The sequence below is a fragment of the Chryseobacterium gambrini genome (assembly GCF_900156825.1).
Lineage (GTDB): Bacteria > Bacteroidota > Bacteroidia > Flavobacteriales > Weeksellaceae > Chryseobacterium > Chryseobacterium gambrini.
The window spans coordinates 177,561-198,835 of the sequence record NZ_FTOV01000003.1 but is presented as its reverse complement, the minus strand read 5'-3'; the positions used below and the strand labels follow the sequence as shown (position 1 = coordinate 198,835).

21 protein-coding genes are annotated in these 21,275 nt (G+C 36.7%); 12 read left to right on the top strand and 9 right to left on the bottom strand.

Annotated elements, in window-relative coordinates:
- Positions 1-205: 205 nt before the first annotated feature.
- On the top strand, positions 206-2,731 hold the full coding sequence (locus tag BW951_RS07185) for a DUF5686 family protein (RefSeq protein WP_084196378.1): 2,526 nt from the start codon (positions 206-208) through the stop codon (positions 2,729-2,731).
- A gap of 41 nt (positions 2,732-2,772) precedes the next feature.
- On the opposite strand, the gene BW951_RS07180 is transcribed toward BW951_RS07185, so the two are convergent.
- The 4 genes from BW951_RS07180 to rplU form a co-directional block, all read right to left on the bottom strand.
- The gene (locus tag BW951_RS07180; RefSeq protein ID WP_076391300.1) at positions 2,773-2,958 is read right to left on the bottom strand and encodes a bacteriocin-like protein; all 186 of its coding nucleotides are present in this window, start codon (positions 2,956-2,958) and stop codon (positions 2,773-2,775) included.
- Between the two features lie 57 nt (positions 2,959-3,015).
- Complete coding sequence (locus BW951_RS22685; RefSeq protein WP_165796691.1) at positions 3,016-3,180, bottom strand: bacteriocin-like protein; 165 nt, start codon at positions 3,178-3,180, stop codon at positions 3,016-3,018.
- Between the two features lie 199 nt (positions 3,181-3,379).
- Positions 3,380-3,637 carry a 50S ribosomal protein L27 gene (gene rpmA / locus BW951_RS07175; RefSeq protein WP_047399085.1) on the bottom strand — a complete coding sequence of 86 codons (258 nt, stop codon included), beginning with the start codon at positions 3,635-3,637 and terminating at the stop codon, positions 3,380-3,382.
- Between the two features lie 29 nt (positions 3,638-3,666).
- A complete protein-coding gene (gene rplU / locus BW951_RS07170; RefSeq protein WP_076391298.1) occupies positions 3,667-4,056 on the bottom strand; it encodes a 50S ribosomal protein L21 in 390 nt (129 codons plus the stop codon).
- A gap of 182 nt (positions 4,057-4,238) precedes the next feature.
- On the opposite strand from rplU, the gene BW951_RS07165 reads away from it, so the two are divergent.
- On the top strand, positions 4,239-5,126 hold the full coding sequence (locus BW951_RS07165) for a neutral zinc metallopeptidase (RefSeq protein WP_076391296.1): 888 nt from the start codon (positions 4,239-4,241) through the stop codon (positions 5,124-5,126).
- A gap of 110 nt (positions 5,127-5,236) precedes the next feature.
- On the top strand, positions 5,237-6,328 hold the full coding sequence (locus BW951_RS07160; protein WP_076391294.1) for an acyltransferase family protein: 1,092 nt from the start codon (positions 5,237-5,239) through the stop codon (positions 6,326-6,328).
- On the opposite strand, the gene BW951_RS07155 is transcribed toward BW951_RS07160, so the two are convergent.
- Positions 6,325-6,567: a hypothetical protein gene (locus BW951_RS07155; RefSeq protein WP_076391292.1), complete on the bottom strand. Its 243-nt coding sequence runs from the start codon at positions 6,565-6,567 to the stop codon at positions 6,325-6,327. The genes BW951_RS07160 and BW951_RS07155 overlap by 4 nt on opposite strands.
- A gap of 152 nt (positions 6,568-6,719) precedes the next feature.
- Between BW951_RS07155 and BW951_RS07150 the strand changes: the two genes are divergently transcribed.
- The 5 genes from BW951_RS07150 to BW951_RS07130 all read left to right on the top strand — a co-directional run bounded on the left by BW951_RS07150 (position 6,720) and on the right by BW951_RS07130 (position 13,088).
- Entirely contained in the window at positions 6,720-7,301 is a 582-nt protein-coding gene (locus BW951_RS07150; RefSeq protein ID WP_076391290.1) for a MiaE family protein, read from the top strand.
- A gap of 11 nt (positions 7,302-7,312) precedes the next feature.
- Positions 7,313-7,930, top strand: a complete 618-nt coding sequence (locus BW951_RS07145; RefSeq protein ID WP_076391288.1) for a DUF502 domain-containing protein — start codon at positions 7,313-7,315, stop codon at positions 7,928-7,930.
- A gap of 201 nt (positions 7,931-8,131) precedes the next feature.
- Positions 8,132-9,217 (top strand): FAD-dependent oxidoreductase, encoded by a 1,086-nt coding sequence (locus BW951_RS07140; RefSeq protein ID WP_076391286.1) that lies wholly within the window; start codon positions 8,132-8,134, stop codon positions 9,215-9,217.
- A gap of 1 nt (position 9,218) precedes the next feature.
- A complete protein-coding gene (locus tag BW951_RS07135) occupies positions 9,219-10,376 on the top strand; it encodes a pyridoxal phosphate-dependent aminotransferase (RefSeq protein ID WP_076391284.1) in 1,158 nt (385 codons plus the stop codon).
- A 276-nt stretch (positions 10,377-10,652) separates the two neighbouring features.
- On the top strand, positions 10,653-13,088 hold the full coding sequence (locus BW951_RS07130; RefSeq protein WP_076391282.1) for a TonB-dependent receptor plug domain-containing protein: 2,436 nt from the start codon (positions 10,653-10,655) through the stop codon (positions 13,086-13,088).
- Positions 13,089-13,153: 65 nt separating this feature from the next.
- Here the strand turns inward: BW951_RS07130 and BW951_RS07125 are convergent, their stop codons facing one another.
- The gene (locus BW951_RS07125; protein WP_076391280.1) at positions 13,154-14,374 is read right to left on the bottom strand and encodes a PQQ-dependent sugar dehydrogenase; all 1,221 of its coding nucleotides are present in this window, start codon (positions 14,372-14,374) and stop codon (positions 13,154-13,156) included.
- A gap of 107 nt (positions 14,375-14,481) precedes the next feature.
- On the opposite strand from BW951_RS07125, the gene BW951_RS07120 reads away from it, so the two are divergent.
- From BW951_RS07120 to BW951_RS07105, 4 genes are all read left to right on the top strand, one after another.
- Positions 14,482-14,856 carry a BlaI/MecI/CopY family transcriptional regulator gene (locus tag BW951_RS07120; RefSeq protein WP_076391278.1) on the top strand — a complete coding sequence of 125 codons (375 nt, stop codon included), beginning with the start codon at positions 14,482-14,484 and terminating at the stop codon, positions 14,854-14,856.
- Positions 14,853-16,265, top strand: coding sequence for a M56 family metallopeptidase (locus BW951_RS07115; RefSeq protein ID WP_084196377.1), 1,413 nt, complete (start codon positions 14,853-14,855; stop codon positions 16,263-16,265). The genes BW951_RS07120 and BW951_RS07115 overlap by 4 nt, the downstream gene beginning before the upstream one ends.
- A 154-nt stretch (positions 16,266-16,419) precedes the next feature.
- Complete coding sequence (uvrB, locus tag BW951_RS07110) at positions 16,420-18,411, top strand: excinuclease ABC subunit UvrB (protein WP_076391274.1); 1,992 nt, start codon at positions 16,420-16,422, stop codon at positions 18,409-18,411.
- 27 nt (positions 18,412-18,438) lie between these two features.
- Positions 18,439-18,903: a DUF1801 domain-containing protein gene (locus BW951_RS07105; RefSeq protein WP_076391272.1), complete on the top strand. Its 465-nt coding sequence runs from the start codon at positions 18,439-18,441 to the stop codon at positions 18,901-18,903.
- Between the two features lie 213 nt (positions 18,904-19,116).
- On the opposite strand, the gene BW951_RS07100 is transcribed toward BW951_RS07105, so the two are convergent.
- From BW951_RS07100 to BW951_RS07090, 3 genes are read right to left on the bottom strand one after another with little or no spacing between them, the layout of a single operon-like run.
- The gene (locus BW951_RS07100; RefSeq protein ID WP_076391951.1) at positions 19,117-19,371 is read right to left on the bottom strand and encodes a DUF3820 family protein; all 255 of its coding nucleotides are present in this window, start codon (positions 19,369-19,371) and stop codon (positions 19,117-19,119) included.
- Positions 19,372-19,384: 13 nt separating this feature from the next.
- A complete protein-coding gene (locus tag BW951_RS07095) occupies positions 19,385-20,470 on the bottom strand; it encodes an AI-2E family transporter (RefSeq protein ID WP_076391270.1) in 1,086 nt (361 codons plus the stop codon).
- Positions 20,470-21,207 carry a beta-carotene 15,15'-monooxygenase gene (locus BW951_RS07090; RefSeq protein ID WP_076391268.1) on the bottom strand — a complete coding sequence of 246 codons (738 nt, stop codon included), beginning with the start codon at positions 21,205-21,207 and terminating at the stop codon, positions 20,470-20,472. The genes BW951_RS07095 and BW951_RS07090 overlap by 1 nt, the downstream gene beginning before the upstream one ends.
- Positions 21,208-21,275: the final 68 nt, after the last annotated feature.

Genomic DNA, 21,275 nt, shown 5'->3' with positions numbered 1-21,275 from the left:
TATTTGAATGAATATTTTTTTCACAAATTCAATTAACATCATCATATTTTAACAAAACAATAACTATAACACCATCAAAACGATGGTGTTATTTCATTACATTTGCAGTTTTGTATTTAAACCATTAAAAGTTTAAATAATATTTATTTTTTTATAATAAAAGTGCATAATTTTTGTTTATGCAAATAGCTTGAAGAAACTACAAATGTTAATTAATAATTCCAAATATTACTCCCTCTTTTTATTTCTATTTTTTGCGGATCTCGTATACTCACAAAATTCGGCAAACGGCAGAATTGTAGATGCAAAAACCAATAAAGAAGTTTCCGGAGTGGATATTTTCATCAATGAAAATGAAAAAGCTGCCCTTACAACAACCTCAGGAACCTTTGCCGTACAGTCGGACAGCATAATCTATAAACTTCGGTTTTTAAGAAAAAACTATTCCTTAGAAAGTATAGACGTAACTCCTCAAAATGCCACCAATATTTTTGTAAAACTGGCTCAGGAAAAAGTAAGCAGCATACAGGAAGTCGTTATCCACAACGAAAAGCCGAAATATAAAAACAAAAAAGAAAATCCCGCTTATGCCATTATGCAGAAAGTCTGGGAACGAAAAAGAAACAACGGTTTAGATAAATTCGATACCTACACTTATAAAGAATACGAGAAAATTCAGTTTGATGCCAACAATCTGGACAGTGCATTTATGAAGAGAAAAATCTTTAATAAACTCGAATTTATTTTCGATTATAAAGATTCTACCGCAAGCGGAAAAATAGGACTTCCCGTTTTCCTGAATGAAGCCATCTATGAAAATTACGGCGAAAACAGACCTTCCAAAAAATCAAAAAGACTTTTGGTTGCTCAAAAGACATCAGGTTTTCAGGATAACCAGATCATTACTTTAACGGCAAAAAACCTTTACCGTGACATCAACATTTACGATAACACGTTAAATTATTTCGACATCGGATTTCCAAGTCCGGTCGGAGAAACAGGGTTCAGTACGTATGATTACAATTTGGTAGATACCATTTCCATGCGGGGAGAAAATGCCTTTAAAATCCGTTATCAGCCCAAAAGAACAGAAGTTTTAGCATTTCAGGGATATCTTTACATTGATACCGACAGCTATGCCGTTTTGGGAGCAACCCTAAAATCCACGCAAAAGATCAATGTAAACTTCATTAACGGGATTTCTACAGAACTGGAATACGACAACCCCGATGAAAACACTTTTCTGCCAAGAAAATTTGTAACAGAGATCGAGATGACTCCTTTTTCCAAGAAGAAAACCTCAAAGAGCATTATTGCCAAAAGATCCGTCGATTATTCGGAATATCAGTTCAACAAACCTCTTGAGGATAAAATTTTTAAAAGAAACGAGGAAGAATATGATGATAAATTCGTAGAAAAAGATGATGCTTACTGGGTAAAAGCCAGACCGGATTCTCTCTCAAAAAGCGAACAGGGAATTTATGATATGCTTGATAAACTTCAGCAGACTCCGAAGTTCAACCGTATTGTAAAGCTTTATGAAACGTTGGGTTCAGGATATTACAACATTACAAAAGGAATAGATTTAGGTCCGATTTTCTCCGTTTACGGAAAAAATGATGTTGAAGGAGACCGAATCAGAATCGGAGCAAGAACGTATTTCACAAGAAATGACCCTTGGAGAGTTCAGTTTTACACGGCTTACGGTTTTAAAGACCAACAGGTAAAATATGGTGCTGAAGGAAGATTCATGTTTAACAGAGTAAACCGTTTTACAATAGGTGCTGGAACAAGAAGAGACATTCTGCAATTGGGTGTTCAGCTTACAAATGACGATGGAATTATGGCAAGAACTTTTGCTTCTTCAACGCTTTTCGCAAGGGGAGAAAATGCTTCTTTAAGCTCCGTTAATCAAACCAACCTGTTTACGTCTATTGAGCCATGGAAAAACTTCCAGATCAGGTTAGACGGAACCATGCAAAGCATTAAATCAGCAAATCCAGACGGGTTTAATCTGATGTATTACAAAAACGGAGATCTGAGAAAAACAACCAACGATTCACATTTTACTTTAAGTTTAATTGCAAGACCGGGTGCAAAATTCTCCCAAACCGGAATCGACCGATATGAGCACGGAACTTTGGCTCCGACTATTGTGTTAAAATACACAAGAGGAATTGAGGGATTATTCGGGTCAGATTTTAATTATAACAAACTGCAGTTCATGTTCTATAAACCCGTCTTAATTGGAAGCTGGGGAAAAACATTAATCAACTTTGAAGCTGGAAAGAACTTCGATACGGTTCCGTTGGCTTTGCAGAACGTCATTCCGGGGAACCAGTCGTACAGTCTGGCGCAAAATACCTTTGCACAGCTCAACTATTATGAATTTGTTGCAGACACTTATACAACGCTGCATTTAGAGCATCATTTTAACGGGAAAATCCTTTCTTATATTCCTTTGATCAAGAAATTAAAACTAAGAGAAATTGCGTTTATCAGAGGAGCTTACGGAACATTAAGCGATGCTTCAAAAGCAATTAATGTGGAAGGATTCAAATATTCTGCTCCAAGCGAACACGTTTATTATGAATACGGTTTCGGAATCGAAAATATCGGCTTCGGAAACCTAAGAATTTTCAGAGTGGATTTCAACTGGCGCGGAAATTACCTCAACAGACCGGATATTTCAACTTTCGGAATTAAAGCAGGTTTTCAGGTCGGCTTTTAAAATACAAAACTCCTTCAGCGCGAAGGAGTTTTTTTTATTTCTTAAGATTCTTCACCATAACCTTTGCAGCTATTGCAATGCGCTACAATGTACACAATTTTACACGGCGGTCTCTGCCCTTCCGGAATGCTGCAATAGACATCGCATGGTAAACATCCCTGATCCGGAGCAGCTCCTCCCATTACATTTTTAAGATCCTGTCTTTTGATTTTTTTTAAATTTTTCATAGTAATAGATTTTATAAAGTTGACAAAAAGCCCCGATATGAGGCTTGAGTTTCATATTTAACAGTCACAAGGCATTACATCAATAACCGAATTAATACAGTGTTGTTTTTGCCATGCTGTCCACGTACACCATTCGTAACACCAATTTGCGGGAATCGGACATCTTTCTCCTCCAGCAATGGCTTTAAGCTGTCTTTTCGTTAGTTTTTTTAGATTTTTCATATTAGTTTGGTTTAATTTGTCGCCTACTCTGTTTGCTTTTCGGCTTACGCAATATATTAGTTATTTGATAGTTACCAAATATATAAATATTTCCCGTTAAATTGAATAAATATAAAAACTTTAACTTTTCCTTATTTCAGGGCACAAAAAAAGCCTCAGCAAAATTGCCAAGGCTTTTAATTTTTATAAAACGCTGAAATTATGCGTTTGCTTCTACAGATACAAAAGATCTGTTGTTTGCTTTCTTTCTGAAAACTACTTTTCCGTCAACTAATGCGAACAAAGTGTGATCTTTACCGATACCCACGTTTGCACCTGGGTGGTGTTGAGTACCTCTTTGTCTAACGATGATGTTACCCGCAATAGCATCTTGACCACCGAAAATCTTTACACCTAATCTTTTAGAGTGAGATTCTCTACCGTTTTTGGAACTACCAACTCCTTTCTTGTGTGCCATTTTATTTTAAGGTTTTTTGGTTTAAAAAATTATTCTGCGCTTTCAGTTGCCTCAGCGTCAGCTTTTTTAGTTGTCTTTTTAGCAGGTTTTTCTGCTTTTTTAGCTCCTTCAAATCCTGTAATACCAGTAATCTGAATTTGAGTTAAAGATTGTCTGTGACCATTTTTCACTTTGTAACCTTTTCTTCTTTTCTTTTTGAAAACGATTACTTTATCAGCTTTTACATGATCCAGGATCTCTGCTTCTACAGTGATTCCGCTTACAGCTGGGGCGCCTACCGTGATTGCTCCGTTTACAGTAAGAAGTACTTTATCAAAAGATACTTTTCCTCCTTTATCTCCTTTTAAACGGTTTACAAACAACTTCTGGTCTTGCTCAACTTTGTATTGAAGCCCTGCTATTTCTACAATTGCAAACATTGTTTATAGATTTTTAGTTATTTCGAGGTGCAAATATAAGAAATATTTTCTAATCTGTTCAAATTCAATTCAATCTTTTTTAAAATAAAATTTTAACTATGTTTTGAATAATTTTTCACAATAAAGTGATATGAAATTCCGTTTAAATTTATATCTTCGTTTTCACCAAAATATTTATATATATGAAAAGAAAAATCCAATTCCCGATTCTTTTGGGAGCCATCACTGCACTTTCTTTGTCAGCATGTAACGACGACACCATGGAAACGCCTGTACAACCAGAACAACAGGCAGAAAACCTGAAACCGGAACAGCCGAATGCTCTTGAAAGAGTTTGTTATTACGTAGATCAGTACTGGAGTTCTTCATCTGTATTGCTTACTTCACTACAGAATTCTGCAGACACCAACTTTATGAATTCCCAAATGACAAAAATTGCCAGTATGTGGGGAAGAAGCAACCCAACCTTAAGATTTGTGAATGATCCTTCAAATTTTAACTCTACCTACAATGCCATTTCGTATTCTACAGGAAAAATTTATTACGGCTATGCCATTTATTATGATGCAAAAGCAAAAGGAGGAGATATTGTAAATGCAATGATCCTTGCTCATGAGTATGGTCACCAGTTGCAGTATATTTTCGGACTTCCTACGGTAACAGAATCCACAGCAAGACCCAACGAACTGGAAGCAGACGGCTTTGCAGGATATTACCTGAGAAGACCCAACGGTTACAACCAGACAAGTTTTGCACAGATTGCAGCCGCTTATGAATTTGCACAGAGCATCGGAGACTATCAGACCACAAGTCCGGGACACCACGGAACACCTCCGCAGAGAAGATCCGCAGTCCGTTTAGGATTTTTATTAGGACAGTACAGCCTTACTGCAGCAGATTTCGATTACAACTTCTTCTATTATTATCAGGGAGTTTTAAACGGAACCTACAAAATGGCAAAAAACAGCCAGTATCCGGAACTTGATGCTTACATGAAGCAGTATCTTGATGAGCTGAAACAAATTCAGACCGGCGAAATTTCTGCTGAAGAATTTAAAAACTTAAAGTAAATCATCATTTTTGAAATATCTTTCTCGGGAGGCAGGACATTATTCCTGTCTCTTTTTCTTTATCCGGATATTCGTAAAGTTTCTTACTTTTGAAGCATCATACGTAACAAATGAACAGAGACCTCTATATTGATTTCGCAAAAGGACTGGCTACCATTTCCATTATCTTTATCCATACCGCTTTCTGGTCGGGACAGTTTTATATTCAGCCGGAAGTAAGGGTTTTCTCTTTAGTTTTCGATGTTGCCCTGTTTTATGCCTTAAGTGGAATTACATCCGGTTCCAATATCGAAAAAACATTATACAGATTGCTGAAACTGCAGATCACGTATATGATTTTTGTAACCTTACTCTTCTTTCTGGATTATTTCTTTAAAGTTTTCGGGCTCACTTTCTTTTCTCTGGAATGGCTGCAGAATTTTTATTCAACCTTCGGATCAAAGTATGCTACCACAAGTATTTCTTCCGCTCCGCAATGGGAAAATTTGGGCAACTGGTATCTTCACCAATACATCAATGCAGATACTTTTCCTGTGGTAATGGGGAGCTTCTGGTATTTAAAAGTCTATTATATTTTAACGGTTTTCGGAGTTTTAATATTAAAATTCTTTCCGAAACATGTTAACTGGTTCATCGGACTCTGTGCCGGATTAACCTTATTATTTAATATTTTTCCGGAAATTTATCCTTCGGGACAAGTAGGATATGTTGCTTTTTACATGACTGTATTCCTAATTGGTAACAGAATGAAAGGCAAGAAAATTCCGGACAGGATGATTCCTGTATTATACGGATTGGTTGCGGTTGCACTGGCAGGACTGTTCGGGTTTTACGGACAGGAAATATTTTACAAAATCAATAAAAATAAATTTCCGCCACAAATTCCGTACATTATCTGGACTTTCTTCTCTTTGGTAACGCTTTTTGTTTTTTATAACCGATTAAAGATCACAAAAGAAAATGTGGTGACCCACATTGGTAAAAACGCGATATTTTTCTATTTCGCACAAGGGATAAGTTCTTCACTGGTTTACTTTTTAGTCGTTCCAATGAAGGGAAATATGCCTTGGTGGATTTTAATGATTTTAATTTACGGGATCAATATTATTCTGGCATTCATCATTTCAGCCGGCTTGAAAAAAGTTGATGAATGGGGTTGGAAAATATTAGAGTTTTTAAGAAGCAGAACGGCTTCTCATTAATCTCTGCTTCTTCCGCCTCTTGCAATAAGGGCAACAATAACGATTAAAACAACAGCTCCGATAATGATGTACGTTGGATTGGTGTACCATTCTGTTGTCGTGGTGGTTGTTTGTTCAGTGGTTACCGTTCCGCCGCCCGTTGCTGTTTCCTGAGCAAAGCTGAAAGCCGACATGAATAGAATAAGCATTGCTGAAAGTATAGCTCCTGCTTTAGATTTTAAAGTGGTAATAGTTTCCATTGTTTATATTTTTAATTTGGTTTCTTAGTTAAAACAAATTAAATACCAAGATTTTTAAATTATTAAGAAAAATATTTTTTAAACGTTCTGAATATTTAAATAAACTTTAATCGTATCGCAAATTATTTTAATTTTACAGAAAATTTTAAAACATGTTTAAGTTGAAACTTCCTACCGATCCAAGGTGGGCAAATATTGCTGAAGGAAACATCGAAGAAATTTTAACGGATCATGCTTGGTGCGAGCAAAAAGCCGCTACCAATGCAATAGGATTAATTACCATGCTTCCTGAATATCCGGAAATTGTAACGGAACTTCTCGCGATTGCGCAGGAAGAGCTGGAGCATTTTCGTCAGGTTCATGAGATTATTAAAAAAAGAGGCTATACTTTCGGACGCACCCGGAAAGACGATTATGTAAACGAACTGGTAAATTTTATCCAGAAAGGCGGCAACAGGGATGATCTTATTGTCGATAAAATGCTTTTTGCAGCCATGATCGAAGCCAGAAGCTGTGAAAGATTTAAAGTTCTGACTGAAAATATTAAAGATGAAGAGCTTAAAACCTTCTACAGAGAACTGATGATTTCGGAAGCCAACCATTACACCACCTTCATCGGGTTTGCAAGACAGCTCGGAGACGAAGAAAAAGTAAACAAACGCTGGGAAGAATGGCTGGAATATGAAGCCAAAGTCATTCAGTCTTACGGAAAAGGCGAAACCATCCACGGATAAAAAAAGATACATTGAAAAAACTGACGTTTGAAAATATTGCCAATTTTTTCCTGAAAAATTTCTTTCAGGGACTCGTTATTATCGGTCCGATCGGGCTGACAATTTTTGTTATCTGGTATGTTGTAACGTCTATTGATAATATTATTCCTTCTGTTGCCAAGGAAATTCCGGGGCTGGTTTTTATTTCAACCATTTTAATTACGGCGCTTCTTGGGTTTTTAGGAAACAAATTCGTGGTCGGAAAGTTCTTTTTCGATTCTATGGACCGTCTTCTTGAAAAGACTCCGGGCGTAAAACATATTTATACTCCAACAAAAGATGTAATGTCCTCATTTGTAGGAGACAAAAAAAAATTCAACGATCCTGTCTGGGTAAAAACCAACGAAAATCCTGAAATATGGAGAATTGGTTTTTTAACGCAAAAAGAAATGGCAGACGTTGAAAAACACAATTATGTAGCGGTATACCTCCCCCATTCTTATGCTATTTCGGGCTGGGTAATCGTTACCGAAGAAAAAAACATTAAACCTGTTGTAGGGATGACGGCAGCTTCGGCAATGAAATTTGCGGTAAGCGGCGGTGTTGCAGGGTTCCATTCCGATGATAATATTTTCAAGGCACCGGAATAGTCTTTCTTTTTTACTTAAATACTATTGCAGAAGATCTTCTCTGCGATTATTTTCTTTATTTAGCTGAATACAGCACTAAAGAAAACATTTATCCTGTTCATTAAAAGAATACATCTGATTTTTAGAATAAAATTTTTTCGCAGATTATTCATTTTTAATGAAAATTTTACAAATTAAAACAAAATTAACAACAATAAAAAGATGGGCAAAGTTGCAATCATAGGAGCCGGTGTATCCGGTCTGAGTATGGCAAATTATTTGGAAAAAAATAATATCGACTATCATCTCTACGAAAGAAGAACCCCAAATGATCTGAAAGGACACGGATTTATACTTCCCAAAGAAGGAATTGAACATCTTTCAGCCATTATTGATATTAATGACCTTTACGCAAAAGGAAGTTTTCTGAAAAAATACATCCATTATAACCAAAGCGGAGAAATTCTTTCCGAAAAAGATCTGGATGATGTTTTTGTAGTTTCCAGAAGCGCCCTGATTGAGATTCTTGCCAAAGGAATTCCTTCAGATAAAATTTCTTACAATTCAACGGTTGCGCTGAACGGATTTTCGGAGGGAAAAGCAGAAATTACACTGGACGAAAATACTATTCTGGAAGCAGATGTGGTTGTTGCTTCAGACGGATCAAGAAGCCGCATCAGAAGAACTATTTTTCAGGATGAAATCATGAAAGCCGTTCTGGAAAATGAAGTGGTAAACATCATTGAAAACGAAGAACTGGCAGGCAAAATCGAAAGCAATTTTCTGAAATTTCATCATGAAAACGGCGGGCTTACTTTTGGCGTTTTAAAACTTTCATCCTCAAAAATCCTTTGGTACTGCCAGTTTGATATCACCAAACATTTCATCAACGAAGATTACACTCCGGATTGCATCAAGCAGTTTATGTTGGATAATTTTGGCAACTGGAATCCTCTGATTTCATCCATTATCGAAGGTTCTGGCTATGAAAATGCACACATCTGGAGAGTTTATGAGCTTGAAAAATTAAATCCTTTTTATCATCAAAATGTTGTTTTCATCGGTGATGCAGCACATCCATTAATTCCTTTTACAAGTCAGGGAGTTACCTCTGCGTTGAAAGACTCTTTCACTTTAACCCAACTTTTAGCCGAAGGAAATGATCTTCAGGAAACCTTCAGCAAATACGAAGAAGACCGGAAATCTGAAATCGAAATCCACATCAAAAACGGAAGAGCCCTGCTGGAACAATTCCTTTTACCTCTGAACGAACAGCCTAAAAACACTTTACCAATTTCATACAAATAAAATGTTTACAAACAACGATATCAATTTTGAAGCACTGAAAAGAAAAGCCTACAACGGAAGATGGGCAACTCTGGAAGAAGGAATTATCCCTTTAACGGCAGCAGATCCGGACTTCAGAATGTCTAAAGAAATAGAAAACGGAATCATAGAATACATTAAGGACGGCTATTTAAGCTATGGTCCTTTCTCCGGACTACCTGAGTTCAAAAAAAGTGTTGCAGAGCATTTTAACAAGGGGAAAAAAGGCAGCTTTACGCCAGAAAATGTGTTGGCTGTTAACAGTGCCGCGATGGGAATGTATATGGTTGCCAAATATGTGCTGAATCCCGGAGATGAAGCTATTATTTTCGATCCGGTAGATTTCCTTTTCAAAAAGACAGTGGATTCTGTGGGCGGAAACATTAAATTGTGCGCGGTAGATTCCAAAACAGGAGATATCGACTTTGAAATGTTGGTCTCTTTAATTTCTCCGAAAACAAAACTCATCAGCATCTGTAATCCTCATAATCCAGTCGGAAGAATATATTCCAGAGAGATTTTACAGAAGATTGCAGACATTGCGGCAGCTCATGATCTTTGGGTGATGAGCGATGAAATCTGGAGCGATATTGTGTATGATAAAAAAGAATTCAACACCTACTCTTCTGTTTCCGAGAATGCTAAAAAGAAAAGTTTTACCGTATTCGGATTTTCAAAATCATTCGGAATTGCAGGATTGAGAATTGGTGCGGTCTTATGCAACGATCAGGAATTAATGGATGATTTCACAGAAAAATCCATGTTCAATTCTACCATTGAAGGTGTTTCTACATTATCGCAGATTGCAGCAAGCGTTGCCATTGATAAGGCAAAACCGTGGTTTAATGATTTTCTTACGCATTTACAGCACAACAGAGATTTAGCCCACAGTATGCTGAGCAATTCGGGCGTTCTAATTCCTAATCTTCCCGAAGCCACTTTTGTTATTTTTCCTAAAATCAACAACGGTATGTCGAGTGACGAATTTGCACAGCACGTTTTAAAAGAAGGAAAAGTAGCGATTGTTCCCGGCTCGGAACGATGGTTCGGAAAAGGCGCTGAAGGACACGTAAGAATCTGTTTTTCAACCTCACAGGAAATCCTCACCGAAGGACTGAACAGAATAATCAATAGTTTTTAAAAAATACCGAAGCGGATTCAATAAAACTTGAATCCGTTTTTTTTCAAATATATCTTACCCTAATTTCAGACTTAACTGCTTTTGCGATTTAATTAAAAAGGCTAAAACTTTTTTCCGGAAACTTTTTTTTTATTTAAAATACCATTCATTTTTTCCATGATATCATAATTTTTATTTAATTTAAATACATTTATCAAACAAAACCATATTTTATTAATGATTTAAAAACAAAAATTAATATTTTTGATATAATTGCTAATTTAAATCTAATACAATATGAAAATTAAATACATAAGTGCCTTTTTTCTTGGAGCATCTTCCGTTCTGTATTCTCAACAGATTAATGACACCATATCAAAAGAAGGAAAAATTGATGAGGTTGCCATTACAGGAAGCCGGAATAAAAAAAGAACAGTTGTAGAAACTCCGGTTCCGATTGACATCATCGACATTAAGCAGGTAAGCCAGTCAACAGGGCAGATTGAAGTCAACCAGCTTTTACAGTTTTCAGCGCCTTCATTCAATTCCAATAAACAATCCGGATCAGACGGAGCGGATGCAGTAGATCCTGCAACATTAAGAGGACTTGGTCCCGATCAGACTTTGCTTTTGCTCAACGGAAAAAGATACCATCAGTCTTCATTAATCAATCTTTTTGGTACAAAAGGCCGTGGAAATACAGGATCGGATATGAATACGATTCCTGTAGGTGCGATAAAGAGAATTGAAGTTCTTCGTGACGGAGCATCGGCGCAATATGGTTCGGATGCGATTGCAGGAGTAATCAACGTTATTTTAAATGACCGTAATCATGGTTTTGAAGGCAATGCTTTTTATGGAGTGAATCTTTTTAAAAGTCCGGGAGATAAAGATGTGGTTTCTGACCGAAAAATAGACGGAAATACTTTTGATTTCTATGGAAACTACGGAACAAAAATAGGTTCTAAAGGTGGTTTCGGAAATTTTACGGCAGAATTTGTCAATAAAGAATATGCCATCCGTAATGCCAATCCTGAAAAATATGATGCTCCGAGACAAAGATTCGGGGATGCAAAATCACAGAATTTTTATTTTTTCGGAAATATTGAAATTCCAATATCCGATAATTTAAAATTTTATTCCAGACAGGGCTTTTCGCACAGAAATACAGACGCTTATGCATGGACAAGAAGCGCGGATACAGACGGTAATATTCCGCAGGTTTATCCTAATGGTTTTAATCCCGTTCAGGATACAAGCATTTCAGATTTTACTTTTGACAATGGCTTAAAATTTAAAGTGGCAGACTGGGAAGTGGATGCGTATAATGCGTTTGGAAGCAACAGATTTACCTATCAGATAGATCATACCATCAATGCAACATTAGGCGTAAAATCACCTACGAGTTTTGATGCGGGAGGGCATTCTCTGCTGCAGAATACAACAGGGTTTAATGCAACCCGACAGTTTTCGGTTCTGGAAGGGCTGAATGTGGCATTCGGTTCAGAATTCAGATATGAAAAATTCAATATTATCAAAGGAGAAGAAGCTTCTTACGCGATGTATGACGTGAACGGAAATGTCGTGACGGCAAGTACCCCTTCAACATTATTGGTAATCAATCCTTTAAGTGGAGATGTAAGACCGGGCGGTTCTCAGGGTTTTCCCGGATATTCTCAGGAAATTAACAAGTCCAGAAATAATTTTGCAGCGTATGTAGATACTGAACTCGATATTACCAAAAACTGGATGGTAAGTGTTGCCGGAAGATTCGAAAATTATAATGATTTTGGAAGCACACTGAACGGAAAACTGGCAACACGATACAAAATAACGCCACAGTTTGCATTCCGAGGATCTTTTTCTACCGGCTTCAGAGCGCCGTCCCTGGCTCAGAAATATTACAGCCTGCAGTTTACGAATTTTCAGGGAGGAAGTCTGGTTACCATTCAATTGGCGTCTAATGACAGTAATCTGGCAAAAGCAGTCGGAATTCCGCAGCTCAAACAGGAGACTTCTGTGAACGGAAGTGCAGGATTCACATTTAACACCGGAAAATTTACAGCAACAGTTGACGGGTATTATATCAAGGTAAAAGACAGAATTGTTTTAACAGGAAATTTCTCGCAGGATGATGATGCCATCGGAAATATTTTAATTGAAAACCGTATCGATCAGGCTCAGTTTTTCACCAATGCAATAGACACGAGAACTAAAGGGATTGATGTTATTTTAAGTTTTAACGAAAATATCGGAAAAGGAAAACTGACCGCAACATTAGCCGGAAATTACAATGAAATGGAGATCACAAAAGTGAATACTTCCGACAGGCTGAAAGGAAAAGAAGACATTTATCTCAGTCCGAGAGAAAGAGCTTTTATCTTAGCTTCTGCACCGAAAACGAAGATCAATTTAAACCTGAATTATAAGATCAGTAAATTCAATGCTAATTTACAGTTGGTAAGATTTGACAAAGTGACTCTGGTAGGCTACAACGGACCGGATGATTACCAAATATACAATCCAAAAGTAACTGCGGATCTTTCTTTCGGCTACGAATTTTCTAAAAATATTAATCTGACGATCGGAAGCAAAAATCTCTTCAACCGATATCCTACATTACAAAAAGAGGCGGCTTCAGCCGGAAATACAGAATCAGGAGGTATTTTTGATCCTGTACAGATGGGATTTGCAGGAAGACAGGTTTTTGCAAGATTTAATTTTAAATTTTAATCTTATCTCATAATAAATAATGGCTTCTGGAAATTCGGAAGCCATTATTTATCTGAACAAAACTATTATTTTTTAGAAATTTTATACAATTTTCCGCTGTCCGTAACAGCGTACAAATTTCCGTCGCTTCCATTGAGAACATCGCGGAATCTTTCGTTCTGATCTTCCAGAAGCCTTTCTTCACCCACCACTTTGTTATCTTTCATTACAATCCGGTTGATGTGTTCTCCACTTAAACAGCCGATCATCAGATTTCCTTTCCATTCGTCGATATTTCCGGTATAGAACGTAACTCCGCTTGGTGAAATTACAGGATCCCAGTAATAAACAGGCTGTTCTGTTCCCGCTTTTTGAGTCGTCCCATTGTTGATTTTATCTCCGGAATATTCGATTCCATAGGTTACATCTCCCCAACCATAATTTTTCCCGGGTTTTATTAAATTGATCTCATCGCCTCCTCTCGGTCCCATTTCTACATCCCACAAATTTCCATTCGGATCGATTGCCAGACCTTGCGGATTTCTGATTCCGTACGCATAAATTTCAGGTTTAAATCCTGTTTTTTCCATGAAAGGATTTCCGGGAGCCGGCTGTCCTTCTTTCGTTATTTTTAAGATTTTACCTAAATAATTATCTGTTCTCTGAGCATAAACTCTGGTTTGCTTATCTGATCTTTCTCCTGTACTTACAAACAGATTTCCGTCTTTATCAAACGCCAATCGGCTTCCATAGTGCTTGTCTCCGTCGTACGTTGGAGTTGCTCTGAAAATTACTTTTACTTCAGAAATCGTTTTTAAATCCTGAGAAAGTTTTCCTTTTGCAACCGCAGTATGATTTCCATTTTCATAAGGTTCTGAAAAACTGAAATAAATGATATTGTTTGTTTTAAAATCAGGATCTAAAGCCACATCTAACATTCCGCCCTGCCCTTTGGAATCTACTTTCGGGAAGCCTTCGATTTTTGAAATTTCTTTTCCGTCGGCAGAAACCACATTCATATATCCTCTTTTGTCCGTAATTAAAAATTTTCCGTCCGGTAAATTGACAATTCCCCAAGGTTTTCCAAGATCTTTATTTAAAATTTCAACCTTGTAAGGCGTCGAGGTTTTTACAGCTTTTATTCTGGTCTGTCCGGCAAAAGCAGGTTTATATTCGGGAGAATTAGGCTCTTTCGTTTCTACGCTTCCGTCTTTTCCGAGCTTTTGGGCATTAAGTTTATTTTCTTTGCATGATGAAAACAGGAGAATTAAACTGATTGCTGAAATATAAAATTTACTGATTTTCATTGAATTAGGATTATTATTTTAATTTCAAATGGAAAAATAATGCCATAAAATTTGGTGGTTTAAATTTTTATTCTACATTTGTAGAAACAAATAACAATCCGTAGAATATGAAAGAAATAAAACTGACCGATTCTGAGAAAGATCTCATGGAAATTCTTTGGGAAAAAGAAAAAGTTTTCATGAAGGACATTTTAGAATCCTACCCTGAACCCAAACCTGCCACTACAACTATTGCCACCCTTCTGAAAAGAATGCAAAATAAGGATTTTGTTGGCTACAAATTGTATGGAAATTCCCGCGAATATTATCCAAAGATCGCGAAAGGAGCCTATTTCAAAGAAGAAATGACTTCCATGATTGACCGTTTTTTCAACAGTTCCGTAACGCAGTTTGCATCGTTTTTTACGTCCAATGCAAAGCTTTCCCAAAAACAACTGAAAGAACTCCGTGAAATTATCGACCAGCAAATCGACGAAAAATGATGATCGTTTTAAAAATAATTCTGTGTTCTTCCTTGCTTTTGACCGTATATTACGTGTTTTTGCAGAAGGAGAAAATGTATGGTTTCAATAGGTTTTACCTTTTGTTTTCCCTTGTATTTTCTTACACCGTTCCGTTCATTTCCATTCAATCGGAAGCTCAAAAACCTGTTAATCGTTTGCAGAAAACGATTGAAGCAACACTACAGGTTATGGACATTACGCCGAAACAGGAAAGCTTTAACTGGATGAATCTGATCTGGATATTGTACGGAATCGTAACATTGATTTTCCTGACAAGAACTATTATTTCATATTTAAAAATTAAAAATCTGAAGGGTGAAAAAATGATCTATCAGAATCAAAATATCATCATCACAAATGAATCTATTTCGCCTTTCAGCTTCTGGAATACGATTTATTTAGGAAAAAACTATCTGATTGACAACAAAATAGATTCCAGAATATTTCTTCACGAAAAGAGTCATCTGGAACAGAAACACAGCATTGATATTATTATTGTTGAAATCATAAAGGCTTTTACGTGGTTCAATCCGTCTGTGTATTTCTACAAAAAAGCAATAATTACCAATCATGAATTTCTGGCGGACGAATCTGTCTTAAAAAATGATTTTACCATAAAAGACTATCAGAATTTAATTCTGGAAGAAATTATTTCAAACCAAAACTATAACCTTACCCATACATTCAATTTCAAAAACACCAAAAAACGATTTATTATGATGAACACCAAAAAATCAAAAATTACAGACTTAAAAAAAGTAATAAGTATTCCTGTTTTAATGATTGCTTTCGGACTGTTTGTGCAGAGAACCTATGCAACTCCAATCGAAAAGATGATCGAAAAAACACAGGAAACAATATCAGAACCGGTGAAAGATCAGATCATTGAAAATAATGAAGAAAATAGTAATGTTTTCAAAAATGATGCTTTACATAACGAAACTGAGAACGTTGCAGAACTTTTAAAAAAAGCAAATACTGAAAAAGAAGTTCAGGATACCATCCGACCAAAAGAGGGTAAAAACACAATAGTAAAGCAGGAAACTTCACAAAGTACAACAAATGAAACGGTAAAAGAAGAGCCCACACTGCTTCCTCAATATCCGGGAGGGATTAATGAATTAAGGAATAATATTTCAAAATCTTTTGACGGAAATAAAGTTAATGTAAGCAAAGAAACGTACAGAACTGAAATCAACTACACTGTTCTGGAAGACGGAAATATTGCCGATGTTAAAGCCGCGGGAAACAATGAAGCATTTAATACAGAGGCAGTGAATTCCTTCAAAAAAGCCAATGAAAATATAACCTGGAAACCTGCTGAAAAAGACGGAAAACAAGTTCGCTACAGAATGAGAATTCCACTAACGATGTATTTTCAAAATTAGGATTGATTTTTTTTAAATAAAACAGCATTCAGATTGGGTGCTGTTTTTGTTTTATATAAAGTCTTTCGTCTATTTTAATGAATCTGTGGTATGAAATAGTTCCCGATGTCAAATATTTCTTTCGTATTTTTGTTAGGATAACATCACAATTTTTATGAATTTTAAACTTCAATCAGAATATAAACCTACCGGAGATCAGCCACAAGCGATAGAAAAGCTCACCGAAGGAATCGAAATCGGAGAAAAATACCAAACGCTTTTAGGAGTTACCGGATCCGGAAAAACATTTACCGTTGCCAATGTGGTGCAGAATGTACAGAAACCGACTTTGGTTTTAGCTCATAACAAAACTTTGGCGGCACAGCTTTTCATGGAGTTTAAAGAATTCTTTCCTGAAAATGCCGTTGAATATTTTGTAAGTTACTACGATTATTATCAGCCGGAAGCTTACATCGCCACAACCGGAACTTATATCGAGAAAGACCTGAGTATCAACGAAGAAGTTGAAAAACTAAGACTTTCCGCAACCGCGAGTTTACTTTCCGGAAGACGGGACGTTCTGATTGTTGCTTCCGTATCATGTATTTATGGTATCGGAAACCCGACAGAATTTCACAAATCTTTAATTTCCATTGCGATTGGTGAAAAAGCGACCAGAACCGCACTTCTTCACTCTTTAGTTAATGCACTATATTCCAGAACATTAAACGAATTCCAAAGAGGTACATTCCGTGTAAAGGGAGATGTGATTGATGTTTTCCCGGCTTATGCGGATAACGCAATCAGAATTCAGTTTTTCGGGGATGAGATTGAAAAAATCCAGAGTTTTGATCCGGTTTCGGGAAATGTGACAGGAGCTTTTGAACAGATTCAGATCTATCCTGCCAATCTTTTTGTAACATCAAAAGAGACCTTGAACGGCGCAATCCGCGATATTCAGGATGATCTGGTAAAGCAGGTTGATTTTTTCAATTCTATTGAAAAACCACTGGAAGCCAAAAGGTTACAGGAAAGAACCGAACTCGATTTGGAGATGATTAAAGAACTGGGTTACTGTTCCGGAATTGAAAATTATTCGAGGTATCTCGACGGAAGATTGCCGGGAACAAGACCTTTCTGTTTATTGGATTATTTCCCTAAAGATTATTTGATGGTGATTGACGAGAGCCACGTTACAGTTCCGCAGGTTCATGCGATGTACGGAGGCGACCGCAGCCGTAAAGAAGCTTTGGTGGAATACGGATTCAGACTTCCTGCCGCAATGGATAACCGTCCTTTGAAATTTGAAGAATTTGAAGCCATTCAGAATCAGGTTATTTATGTTTCGGCAACTCCTGCGGATTATGAACTGGAAAAAACAGGAGGTGCTTATATTGAGCAGATTATCCGACCGACCGGACTTTTAGATCCGATTATAGAAATCCGTCCAACGCTGAATCAGATTGATGATTTAATGGAGGAAATCCAGAAAAGAGCGGATCTTGATGAAAGGGTTCTGGTAACGACGTTAACCAAGAAAATGGCGGAGGAATTAACAAAATATTTTACCAAATTCGGGATCAGAACACGGTACATCCATTCCGATGTGGAAACTTTGGAACGCATCCAGATCATGCAGGATCTGCGTGTGGGGCTTTTTGATGTTTTAATCGGGGTAAATTTATTGCGAGAAGGTCTGGATTTACCGGAAGTATCTTTAGTAGCGATTCTGGATGCGGATAAAGAAGGGATGTTGAGAAGCCGAAGATCGATGATCCAAACCGTTGGTCGTGCCGCGAGAAATCTTAATGGAAGAGCGATTATGTACGCTGATAAGATCACCAAATCGATGCAGGCAACGCTTGATGAGACTGAATACCGCCGTGCAAAACAAATGCAGTACAACGAAGAACACGGCAAAGTTCCGGTGGCTTTAAATAAGAAGATTTCTGAAAGCCTTGTCGGAAGAAGCAAAGATTTTCCGGATGAGAAATATACGCAAAAAGAAATTTTACAGAAAGTTGCTGAAGCCAAAGCAAGCTACACTTCTGAAGATATGGAAAAAGTAATCGCGCAAAAGCAGAAGGAAATGGAAGCCGCTGCGAAAAATCTTGATTTTATTAAAGCCGCGAAATTAAGGGATGAAATTGCTGCTTTGAAGGAATAAATTATTAATTGTAAAATATAATCTTCTATGCCCCAAAATAAAACAGTCGAAACAGAAGTAAATGTTACAAATTTCATCAACTCTTATGTGGAAAATGAACAAAAGAAAGAGGAAAGTTTTAAACTGATCTCGCTAATGAGTGACTGGACTGGCTTTGAACCCAAAATGTGGGGCTCTGCAATTATCGGATTTGGCAGTTATCATTATAAATACGAAAGCGGACATGCAGGAGACATGCCTCTGATCAGCTTCTCACCTCGTAAATCCGCATTTTCACTATATGTATTTTCTCCAACTGAAGAAACCCAATATTTACTGGAAGAACTTGGAAAATATAGAATGGGAAAATCGTGTATTTATGTAAAAAAATTATCTGATATCCATCTTTCTGTTTTAGAAAAAATGTGCAGATCAACCATTGAATATTTAAGCAAACATCATGAATGCGCATGCAGAAAAACTAAACCTTCAGAGGCAAAACAAAAAAAATAAACAATTCCGTGGCAGGTTTACTAAGTAATAATGAAATTAAACTTTCTAATTTAATGAATTCAGGCTTTTTCTCTTTTATCTCTCTGAGAATTCTTTAGATTAAAATTGAAGCATACTACTGAAAAATCAATTAATTAGCTGAAAACATACTTATAGATAGCATCTATTTGAAAAAAGTTTCGGCGGCATCTTCGATGCCGCCGAAACTTTATGCTAAAATTTATACGTTTTTGTTTTAGGTTTTTCAAAATTCACCGTTCCTCCCCGAATTGGAGTCAGCAAATCCATTAGACCGTTTAATTTTATTTCGTAAATTGTTGATAACTGCATTCCCAACTTTCCTTTGGGCATTCCTGTTCTGGCAAACCATTCCAGATAGCTTATCGGCAGATCCGCGAGAACTGTTCCTTCGTATTTCCCGAAAGGCATCTTTAAGAAACAGATTTCTTTTAAAATTTCAGGGTTTATTCCGTCTTCCATCTTATACCATTAAATCGATTTTTTGCTCCAGGGCATCATCTTTACCCGGTAACTGCAGATCAGGAGTATCATCATCCGAAAATTCGTTTCTGTATACCTGAATCAGAAGCAAAGTTAATGAAATTAAAATAGGACCAAAAACCAGCCCCATAAAACCGAATAAATTCATCCCCATAATAATCCCGAAAACCGTATTTAAAGGGTGAATGTCTTCTAGCTTTTTCAGAAGGGTAAAACGCAGCACATTATCCGTTAATCCTACCACAATAAGACAATAAGCCGCCAACCCGAGTCCCGCTCCGGTGTTTCCCTCTGCAATCATATAAACGCAGACAGGAACATAAACAATTGCTGCTCCCACAACGGGAATCATAGAAGCTGCCGCCGTTAATGCAAAAAGCAAAACCGGACTTGGTGTGCCAAAAATGAAGTATCCCACTAAAGCAACAATTCCTTGTCCGAGAGCAACAACGGGAATTCCGATCGCATTTGCCATAATCAGCTTCCTCATTTTCTCTCCGATCATAGATACATTGGATCTTTTCAGAGGAGCTGAAGAGGATAGAATTCTTTCGAATAAACGAGGTTTTGCCAACATAAAATAAAGAATAAAATACACCGACATAACAACCGTCATTGTATTAAAAGTTCCGCTGAGGGCTTTTGTAGAAAACTGTCCTACACTGCTTTTCAGCTTATCCATATTTTCTTTGCTTAAGATATCAAACCCTACTTTATCGAAAATATAAGTATGAATTTTTTCCAGAAATACATTAAACTTATCCATGTAAGCCTGCGCATTTCCTAATTTTTCAATTAAAAGATCTCCTATAAAATAAATCGGGAGAATGAGAATAACCAGACTCGCAAACATCAGCGTTAATGAGGCAAGCCACGGTTTCCACTTTTTTTCTTCCTGCAGATAAAAATTATATCTCCTGCACACCACATATATGGTGATTGCTCCCAATACGGAAGGGATAAAAAGCGCAAGATTATAACAGATTAATGCCGCCAATATCAAAATAATTGCCAGCAGAAACACCTGCTTTATTTTGACGCTGCTTATTTGTTCATTTTTATTCATTACTTGTTTATTATTTGTCTTGGTTTTCCTAAATGGGCACAGTAAGTAGAATACATTACGATCATGATAAACGGAAAAGTAGCTATGATGCCTATACAGCAAAGAACAATTCCGCTTATACTAATTAATCCGCCCAACAGACCTGCACCTAAAAACGTACCGTAATTTTCTTTTGCGATGTTAAAAGTCTTGCTGATTGCATCTATTGCATTTGCATTCTCAAACAAAAGGATAGGATAACCTAAAAGAAAAAGTGGATAAACAAACAAGAACGGGATCCCGCACAGTGCTGCGGAAATACCAAAAATAATTGTAGTGCATAAGCAGTACAGAAGGATATTTCCTAAATTTTGACGATACCCAATAAATAGATCAGAAAATTCTATTGCATTTTTTGTATTAAATTTATTGGCAATATAAATTAGTCCTACATAAATAGGAGAAAACAGAATGCCAAAAACACTCGAAACAGAATAATACAAAGAAGCTCCCGGTCGGGTCAAATAATTATATTGAGAAAAATCGCCATCCTCAATATCTTTAAAACCGCTAAAGCCTTCCCAGGAATTATAACCTGTAACAGACTGTAATACAAAATCGCCAATTACATAAACGATCATTGCAGCAATCGCATAAAGAAAAATTCCTTTATAGATTTCGAAAGCATGAGAAATAATAGATCCTGTATTCCTTTCCGGAACAGAACCCTGCTGATCAAATTCATCAAATTCTGACATGGTGTGATTTTTTAATGTTGTTACTACCAAATTAATCTTTTTTTGGCAGAAATAATATTAAAATCACT

What these genes read in the sequence shown, in the direction of transcription:
- BW951_RS07185 (WP_084196378.1), top strand. Translation starts at nt 206, where the DNA reads ATGTTAATTAATAATTCCAAATATTACTCCCTCTTTTTATTTCTATTT.
- BW951_RS07180 (WP_076391300.1), bottom strand. Translation starts at nt 2,958, where the DNA reads ATGAAAAATTTAAAAAAAATCAAAAGACAGGATCTTAAAAATGTAATG.
- BW951_RS22685 (WP_165796691.1), bottom strand. Translation starts at nt 3,180, where the DNA reads ATGAAAAATCTAAAAAAACTAACGAAAAGACAGCTTAAAGCCATTGCT.
- rpmA (WP_047399085.1), bottom strand. Translation starts at nt 3,637, where the DNA reads ATGGCACACAAGAAAGGAGTTGGTAGTTCCAAAAACGGTAGAGAATCT.
- rplU (WP_076391298.1), bottom strand. Translation starts at nt 4,056, where the DNA reads ATGTTTGCAATTGTAGAAATAGCAGGGCTTCAATACAAAGTTGAGCAA.
- BW951_RS07165 (WP_076391296.1), top strand. Translation starts at nt 4,239, where the DNA reads ATGAAAAGAAAAATCCAATTCCCGATTCTTTTGGGAGCCATCACTGCA.
- BW951_RS07160 (WP_076391294.1), top strand. Translation starts at nt 5,237, where the DNA reads ATGAACAGAGACCTCTATATTGATTTCGCAAAAGGACTGGCTACCATT.
- BW951_RS07155 (WP_076391292.1), bottom strand. Translation starts at nt 6,567, where the DNA reads ATGGAAACTATTACCACTTTAAAATCTAAAGCAGGAGCTATACTTTCA.
- BW951_RS07150 (WP_076391290.1), top strand. Translation starts at nt 6,720, where the DNA reads ATGTTTAAGTTGAAACTTCCTACCGATCCAAGGTGGGCAAATATTGCT.
- BW951_RS07140 (WP_076391286.1), top strand. Translation starts at nt 8,132, where the DNA reads ATGGGCAAAGTTGCAATCATAGGAGCCGGTGTATCCGGTCTGAGTATG.
- BW951_RS07135 (WP_076391284.1), top strand. Translation starts at nt 9,219, where the DNA reads ATGTTTACAAACAACGATATCAATTTTGAAGCACTGAAAAGAAAAGCC.
- BW951_RS07130 (WP_076391282.1), top strand. Translation starts at nt 10,653, where the DNA reads ATGAAAATTAAATACATAAGTGCCTTTTTTCTTGGAGCATCTTCCGTT.
- BW951_RS07125 (WP_076391280.1), bottom strand. Translation starts at nt 14,374, where the DNA reads ATGAAAATCAGTAAATTTTATATTTCAGCAATCAGTTTAATTCTCCTG.
- BW951_RS07120 (WP_076391278.1), top strand. Translation starts at nt 14,482, where the DNA reads ATGAAAGAAATAAAACTGACCGATTCTGAGAAAGATCTCATGGAAATT.
- BW951_RS07115 (WP_084196377.1), top strand. Translation starts at nt 14,853, where the DNA reads ATGATGATCGTTTTAAAAATAATTCTGTGTTCTTCCTTGCTTTTGACC.
- uvrB (WP_076391274.1), top strand. Translation starts at nt 16,420, where the DNA reads ATGAATTTTAAACTTCAATCAGAATATAAACCTACCGGAGATCAGCCA.
- BW951_RS07105 (WP_076391272.1), top strand. Translation starts at nt 18,439, where the DNA reads ATGCCCCAAAATAAAACAGTCGAAACAGAAGTAAATGTTACAAATTTC.
- BW951_RS07095 (WP_076391270.1), bottom strand. Translation starts at nt 20,470, where the DNA reads ATGAATAAAAATGAACAAATAAGCAGCGTCAAAATAAAGCAGGTGTTT.
- BW951_RS07090 (WP_076391268.1), bottom strand. Translation starts at nt 21,207, where the DNA reads ATGTCAGAATTTGATGAATTTGATCAGCAGGGTTCTGTTCCGGAAAGG.